This window comes from Tautonia plasticadhaerens (assembly GCF_007752535.1).
Classification (GTDB): domain Bacteria; phylum Planctomycetota; class Planctomycetia; order Isosphaerales; family Isosphaeraceae; genus Tautonia; species Tautonia plasticadhaerens.
This window is the reverse complement of sequence record NZ_CP036426.1, coordinates 8,661,543-8,668,938: the sequence shown is the minus strand read 5'-3', so window position 1 is coordinate 8,668,938 and position 7,396 is coordinate 8,661,543. Positions and strand designations below refer to the sequence as shown.

The following is a 7,396-nucleotide window of genomic DNA, read 5'->3' as shown; positions in this document are numbered from 1 at the left end:
GACCACCGTCTCCCCCCTCCGCCGACGACTCGACCCGGCCCGGGCCGGCCCGGACCGCCCGATTCGGGCGGTCGGCCCCGGACAGAGATCGGCCGGCCAGGGGGATATGCGCCCCGGCCGGGGGGAAGTCAATCGAACCGGGGAGGCGCTGGCGCCACCTGGCGCGGATGGGAAGTCCCGGCCCCGCGCCGGCTTGCGTCGACCGCCCCGGGGCGGTCCGGCTGGCGCGATCGGGGCGCGACGGGGGTCACTCGGTCGTGTCGCCGGCGGACTCCAGCCCATCCGGATCCGGCACGTGCCGGGACGTCGTCCCGTCCTGGTAGAGGACGAGCGTCGCCCGGTTGAAATACGACTCCACTTCGGGGGGCACGACCGAGTCGGCCGAGAGCCATCGGTGGTCGCCGACGACGACCGAGGCGAGCACCGAGGCGACCAGCACGAGATGGAGCCGGGGATCGAGCAGCCAGTTGACGCAGTGGGACATGGCCTCCCTCCGGGACCGGCCCCGGCTCGAGGCCCGGGAGGGACCCCCGGACGCCCCGGCCGGCTCCGTCGCCGTCGGGGCCGGGCGTCCCCCTCGGGAGGGGTCATGCCCGCCTCGCCTCGCCTGGTTCCTGCGGGAACCCTAGTGCGCCGACCGCCCCCGGGCGACTCGGCCTCGGCCGATCGGGCCGGCCGGGGGGACGCCCGGCCTAGTTGTCCATCGCGCAGAAGCCGCCGCCGCAGCCCATCGCGCCGCAGCCCCCGGCGGCGGGGGAGGGGGCGTCGCAGACCGGCAGGGCCGGGCCGACCGAGCCGCCCCGGGCGGCGGCGGGGACGCTGAACCGCTTGGTCAGCGACGAGGCGCCGCAGGAGGGGCAACTCGGCCCGTCGGAGGGCCCCCGGACCAGGGCCTCGAAGTCCCGGCCGCAGTCGTCGCAACGGTACTCGTACAGGGGCATGGTCGCTCGGCCTCCAGTCTGGGGGATGTCCGCCGGGCCCATCGCCCGGGGGGCGGCCGTCGTCGGCCCCCGGGGCCGGGCCCGGCCCGATCGAGGGTCGGGGTCGTCGGGCCGGCGGTGACGGGGGTATTATAGGAGACGCCGGCGACTCCCCGTCAACGGCGGCGGGCCGGGCATGGGGAGGCGGCGACACCTCGCCCCGGGAGACGACCCCGTGACCACGCTCCGCCCCCTGTCCCGGGACGAGGTCCGACGCATCGACGGCCGGGCGGCCGAGGAGCTGGGCCTGCCGACGATCGTCCTGATGGAGAACGCCGGCCGGGGGGCGGCGGGGCTGCTGGTCGGCGCCCGGGAGTCCGGGCCCGCCCGGGTGCTCGTGCTCTGCGGCCCCGGCAACAACGGCGGCGACGGCGCCGTGGTCGCCCGCCACCTCGACGCGTGGGGGTGGCCCGTCCGGGTGCGATGGACCGTCCCCGACGACCGCCTCCGGGGGGATCCGGCCCTCCAGCGGTCGGTCCTGGGCCGGGCCGGGTTCGACCAGGGGACGATCGCCGACCCGTCGGCGATCGACGAGGACCTGCGATGGGCCGACTGGGTGGTCGACGCCCTGCTCGGGACCGGCCTGGCCCGGGAGGTCGAGGGGCCGATCCGGGCGATCATCGAGGCCGTCAACGCCTCGGGCACGCCGGTGCTGGCGCTGGACCTGCCCTCGGGCCTCGACTGCGACACCGGGCGGCCGCTCGGCGAGGCGATCCGGGCCCGAATGACCGCCACCTTCGTCTCCTCGAAGCTCGGCTTCGACGCCCCGGGGGCCTCGGGCTATACCGGGGAGGTCCGGGTGGTCGACATCGGCGTGCCCGGCCTGCTGCTGGAGCCCTTCCGGCCCCGGGCGTGAGGGGACGTCGGCGGTGGGGACCTTGAGGTCCCGACCGCCGGGGGTGCGGGCCGGCAGACTCGGGGGGTGCGTCATGGCGGTGCGGCCGTCGGGTCCGGGTCAGGCGGGTCGACCCCGGGATCGCAGCAGTTCGAGGATCGACTGGCGGTCGGCCGGGACTCCCCGACGGGCGGCGAACGCCGCCCATCGGCCGGCGGGGAAGGCCCCGGGCAGGCCCGAGGCCGACCGGTAAGGCGAGGGACGCTGGGCGGAAACCGGGATCGGCGAGGCGGCCGGGGCCGGCTCGCCGATCGAGGAGGGCTCGACGGCCGGCGGGGTCCCCTCGTTGGTCAGCCCGAAGGAGACCCCCGACCCGACGCCGGCCGTGGCCTCGACGGCGTAGGAGCCGGGGACCTCCCCGGCGGAGGCCCCGACGCCGGCCAGCCCAGAGGGGCCGATCACCGCCGTCGCCGAGGCGAGCACGGCCGAGGCCCCGGAGGTGGGGGCCGAGAAGACGACGACCCCGCCGGCCACCGGCTGGTCGTCGACCGGCTCGACCGAGACGGTCAGCGGCTCCCCGAAGGCCGAGCCCGGGGGGGCCGACTGCCCCCCCCCGGAGACGACCGACAGGTTGAAGCCGTTCGACTCGAAGGCGCCGATGTCGGCCTCCCCTTCCGGGCGGAAGGTGCCCCGCTGGTCGAAGGCGAAGTCCGGATCCCGGAGCCCCCGATCCAGCGCCGGGCTGCCGGGGAGCAGCGGGTGGGTCAGCGAGTAGCCGCCGTAGAACCCCAGCGGCCCGAGCATCGGGTCGACCCCGACGAGGTCGGTGGGCTGGGGGGCCACCTCGGCCCCCCCGGCGAGCAGGTTGTTCCCCTGGGAGAGGAACGTGCCGGTCTTGACCACCAGGTCCCCGTTCTCGTTGTCGGCCACGATGCTGGACTCGAGCACCGAGTCCTCGATCCGGTACGGGTTGACCCGGTCCGATCCCCCCCGGATGACGTTGCTGAAGATGCCGCCGCCGACCCGGTTGGCCCGGTTCTCGGCGATGGTGGAGGCGTCGATCTTCACGGTATGGGCGTTGTAGATGGCGCCCCCCCGGCCGTAGGGGACCAGGCCGCCGGCCAGGACGAACCCCTCGGCGACGTTGCCGCTGAAGGTGCTGGCCTGGATGTTGAACGTCCCCTCGTTGAACAGTCCGCCCCCCTCGCGGTTCGCCCGGTTGCCGGTGACGCTGGTGACCGACATCGCGGCCCAGCCGTCGTTGTAGATGCCGCCCCCCCGGCCGATCCCGGCCGGGCCGTAGCCGATGGTCGTCGCCCCCTCGACCGTGTTCCCCTCGATCCGGGCGTGGTAGGTGTAGAGCGTCCCCCGGTTGTAGACGCCCCCGCCCTTGAACCGCGCCCGGTTGCCGACGACGGTGGAGAAGTCCAGGCCGACGATCCCCTCGTTGAAGATCGCGCCGCCGAACTCGGCGTCGCCGTTGGTGAGGATCAGGCGGCGGAGGCGGAGGTCGGCGTCCTCGGCGACGGTGAAGAGCCGGAACTCGGGGGTGTCGGGGGAGGGGGATCGGCCGATGGTCAGGCGGTCTTCGCCCTCCTCCGGCCCCTCGATCTCGATGTCGACGGACACCGTGGGCAGCGGCCCGGTCAGCACGATCGCGTCGCCGACGGAGGCGGCGAACTCGATCGTGTGCTCCTCCTGGGGGAGCCGGTTGGCCTGCTCGATGGCGTCCCGGAGCGAGCCGGGCCCGCCGTCGGCGGCGCTGGTGACGGTGAAACTCGCCAGGACGACCCGGGGCTCCAGCCCCTCGACCTTCCCGGCGACCGCCCACGCCCGACGCCTGCGGTGCCCCGCCGGTGCCGTCGAGCGCCGGGGGCCCGAACCGATCCGATTCCGCCAGAAGGACGATCCCATCCGAGCACCCCGCTCCCGAGTCGAGCCTCGACACCCCGCCGACCGCCCCGGTCTTGCCATCCCCCGGGGAGGGCACGCCCTCCCCGGCCGGGGCCGATCCACCTGGAATGATCGGACGATCTTCCCCGACCGATCCAATCGAATCCCCCGGAATCCGATCCGGTGCCGGACCCCCTCGGAAGGTCATCGGGCGTCGGTCGACCCGCCCCGGATGCCCGGGACGTCGATCGGGACCGGCCCGGTGCGCCCCGGTGCGCCCCAAGCAATCGACGCAACTCGATGGAATAACAAGGAATTCGAAATCCGAAATGGCTTCGTTCCGTTTTCCGAGGACACCGCGAGGCGGCCCGCCGGCTCCCGAGACGGACGTCCAAGCCGGGACGGGTGTCGGGCCGACCCCCGTCGGGCGATTCGAGGCGAGGGGCCCGTGTCGTCCGACGGCTCCGGCACCGGCCGGGGCGCGCCCGGTGCGCCCCCAGTGCGCCTCCGGTGCGCCCCCGGTGCGCAGGGATCGATTCGACGCAAAGAATTGCCACCACAACGGTTCCCGAAATCGAAATGGCTTCGCTCCGTCGATCGGGGCGGCCGAGGTGACAGGCATCACCCGATCCGCTCGCGGGCCCCGATCGCCGATCGTGGGAAGGGAGGGGCCGGGGGACGAGAGGCCCGGCCCCGGCTCCTCCGGGCTCACCGAGACGACCCGGCCGGGGGCGGCGACGGCAGGAGGTCCGGGGGATCGGGAAGGATGGATGATTGCGAGAACTCGCCACGGAGGATGCTCAGGGGCGCAGGACGATGGTCTAGGCCGGGGGCGGATCGGCTCCGCGTCGGATGGTCCCTCCGACATAATCATCGTGGCCGGGGCGAACGGCAGTCACACAAAATGAGAGGAGGGGTCGGGCTCAGCGGCGGATCGGCCGCAGCGCCCGGACGGCGGACCGGCCGAAGCGGCGGACCAGCAGGGCGTTGACGGTGCCCTGGGTGATGCCGGAGGAGAACCGGGAGAGGACGGTGCGGGCGACCTGGCCGCCGATGAGGTCGTGCATCTGGTCGAATGCTTGGTCAGCGGCGGCGTCGGTCAGCTCCTCCAGGCGGCCGGCGACGAAGGTGTTGGCGAAGATGTGGGCCGTGATCTTCAGGGTCGACCAGGAATCGGCCCGCAGGTGGTAGAGGCGGCAGAGGGCGCCGACGAGGTGGTAGGCGTTGGCGACGACGATCAGGGCGTCGAGGAAGCCGGTCGGCACGATCGCCGTCTTCCAGCCGACGGAGACGGCGTGCCGGGTGACCAGGGCGTCGGCCGAGGCGTCGAGGGGCGTGAGGAACTGGTCCTCGAAGTCGAGGACCCAGTCGGCGTCGGTGGCGTGGTCGAGGGACCGGAGGCGGTCGCGGCGTTCGAGGAGCTGCCGGGCGGCCTCCTCGCCGGAGATCGAGGCGAGGAAGCGGAGGTGCCGGGGGTCGGTCGGGTAGAGGTCGAGGAACTCGACGAGCCGCCGCTTGGCCAGCGCGGTGTTGCGGCGGGCCTGGGCCTGGACCGCCCGGCGTCGGCCGAGGTCGTCCGCCCGATCCAGCCGGAGGCCGGGGGAGACGGGCAGGGTCGCGTACCGCCAGGCCAGGCCGACGATCGAGACGGCGAACATCGCGGCCAGGACCGCCGCCGTCGCATACCCGATCGCCCGGACCACCGGCGGCCAGGCCGCCAGCGTGGTCAGGAATAGCGAGGCCTGCGCGGCGACGAACAGCAGGACGACGGCCGTCATCAGCAGCAGCAGGAATCCCGCGGTGCCCCGGTCGATGAGCGTCGATCGGCCGGGCTCGTCCTGCTCCGTCAGGTCGAGGTCGGGGATCGGATCCTCGACGAACGCGCGGGGGGGGCCGAGGATCGCCTCGTCGATCGCCGGGGCCGGGATGCCGGAGTCGACGGGCCGGGAGCGGCGGGCGGGCCCGGGCTCCGTCGCGGGCCCCTCGGGGCGCCCCGGTCCGGGGGCGGGGGGGACGGGCCCGTCGTCGTCGCCGCCGGGGATGCCGGATGAGGGGCCGTAGCCGGGGGGATTGCTCATCGGGGGTCCCTCGGGGGGGAGCGGGGGGGAGCGGGATGGCCGTCGGCCGACGGACATCATATCAGCCCGGGGCGATCGCCTTGACCCGATCGCTGCTCAGGGGCCGGCCTTCACTTCAGGCCGAGGACGAAGCGGGCGAGGCGGTCGAGGTTGATGTGGGGGGGCACCTTGACCCGGGCCCGGGGCAGCGAGGGCTCGGGGCGGGGGAAGCGGAAGCGGCCGGGGTCGTACTGGTCGGGCCAGTCGTCGGGCAGCCGGGAGACGGGGGCCCGGACCTCGCCCCGGGGGGTGTTGTAGCGGAGGACGTCGGCCGGGTCGCCCGGCTCCGCCCAGGTGGAGCGCACCGCGGCCACGATCAGGTGCTCGACCCCCAGGTCCTTGCGGACCTGATGCGGCCGGATGATCGGCCGGGTGAGCTGCGTGAGCAGGTCGAGCAGCCGGTCCCGGTCCTCCCGGACCACGCGATCGGCCTTCGTGGCCACGAAGGCCACCCGGCGCACGTGCTCCAGCCGGGAGAGCCCCAGCGACAGCAGCGACACCGCCGAGGCGAACAGCTGCCGCCCCGGGCTCAGGCCGGGGTCGACGTACATGAGCACCTGTTCCAGGAAGGCCCGGTAGGCGTTGACCATGCCGTGGCCCCCTTCGAGCAGGACCGTCACGTCCACGAGCACGACCAGGTCGTCGCAGCGTCCCAGCGCCCGGGCGAACGGGAGCACCAGCGTCTCCCGGTAGCGTCGATAGCGCTCGGCGAACGCCGAGGCCGTCCCCGGCGACCGCCCCCGGGCGGCGGGGGGCAGGGGGGCGAACTGCTCGGCCCGAGCGAGGCCGCAGATCCCGCGGTCGGCCTTCAGGCGGATCCGGTCCTCGGCCGAGGGGGGCACGTCGTCGCCGAGCCGGGCGTCGAGGGGGACGCCATCGGGCCCGAGCACGAAGCTCGACGGGCAGATGAACGGCATGAACCGCGTGTGGAGGGTGGCCAGGACCGTCCGGTAGGCGGTGAGGATCGTCGACTCGTCCGAGGCCCCCTCGACCGCCGCCAGGTACGGCCGGGCGATCGAGGCGAACTCGGCCTGGTTGCGGAAGACGCCGAGCACGGCGTCGCTCCAGGCCTCGAAGTCGGGGTGCAGGGCGATCACCATGTCGGCCAGCCGCTCGCCGGGCAGGTCGACGAGGGAGAGGTCGGTGGTCCACCAACTGTCCCGGCCGATCACGTACTCGGCCCGGTACTCGTTCAGGCGATCGGTCTTGGCGGGCCAGTCGGACTCGATCAGGCGGTTGTAGTGGTCGTCGAAGTCGAACCGCTCGGCGCAGACGGCGGGGGGCAGGTCGCCGAGCAGGGTCAGCTCGACGGGGTCCCCGGAGGGGGAGAGGGGCAGGCGGTCGGGGTCGTGGTTGCGGAGGTGGGCGATCAGCGAGGTCAGCAGCACCGTCTTGCCGCTGTAGAACAGGCCGACCAGGCCGACGGAGCGCCGGGACCGGAAGGGCTGGCGGCGGAGCGGGTTGATCATCGGGGCTCGGTCGGGGAGGGGCTGCGAGGCCGGCGGGGGGGGCCCGGGCCCCCCCCGCCCGCGCTCTCGGGTCGAGGCGACCCGACCATGTTGACCCGCCCC

General features: G+C 74.4%; 6 protein-coding genes. 1 reads left to right on the top strand and 5 read right to left on the bottom strand.

Features of this window, described 5'->3' with window-relative positions:
• Nucleotides 1-247: 247 nt before the first annotated feature.
• Nucleotides 248-484, bottom strand: coding sequence for a hypothetical protein (locus tag ElP_RS34380; protein WP_145278083.1), 237 nt, complete (start codon nucleotides 482-484; stop codon nucleotides 248-250).
• 208 nt (nucleotides 485-692) lie between these two features.
• Nucleotides 693-941: an FmdB family zinc ribbon protein gene (locus tag ElP_RS34375; protein WP_145278081.1), complete on the bottom strand. Its 249-nt coding sequence runs from the start codon at nucleotides 939-941 to the stop codon at nucleotides 693-695.
• Nucleotides 942-1,155: 214 nt separating this feature from the next.
• On the opposite strand from ElP_RS34375, the gene ElP_RS34370 reads away from it, so the two are divergent.
• A complete protein-coding gene (locus tag ElP_RS34370; RefSeq protein ID WP_231749365.1) occupies nucleotides 1,156-1,836 on the top strand; it encodes an NAD(P)H-hydrate epimerase in 681 nt (226 codons plus the stop codon).
• Between the two features lie 99 nt (nucleotides 1,837-1,935).
• Here the strand turns inward: ElP_RS34370 and ElP_RS34365 are convergent, their stop codons facing one another.
• The 3 genes from ElP_RS34365 to ElP_RS34355 form a co-directional block, all read right to left on the bottom strand.
• Nucleotides 1,936-3,729 (bottom strand): choice-of-anchor Q domain-containing protein, encoded by a 1,794-nt coding sequence (locus ElP_RS34365; protein WP_145278077.1) that lies wholly within the window; start codon nucleotides 3,727-3,729, stop codon nucleotides 1,936-1,938.
• 902 nt (nucleotides 3,730-4,631) lie between these two features.
• Complete coding sequence (locus ElP_RS34360) at nucleotides 4,632-5,786, bottom strand: YcjF family protein (RefSeq protein WP_145278075.1); 1,155 nt, start codon at nucleotides 5,784-5,786, stop codon at nucleotides 4,632-4,634.
• A gap of 110 nt (nucleotides 5,787-5,896) precedes the next feature.
• Nucleotides 5,897-7,294 (bottom strand): YcjX family protein, encoded by a 1,398-nt coding sequence (locus tag ElP_RS34355; protein ID WP_145278073.1) that lies wholly within the window; start codon nucleotides 7,292-7,294, stop codon nucleotides 5,897-5,899.
• Nucleotides 7,295-7,396 lie beyond the last annotated feature (102 nt).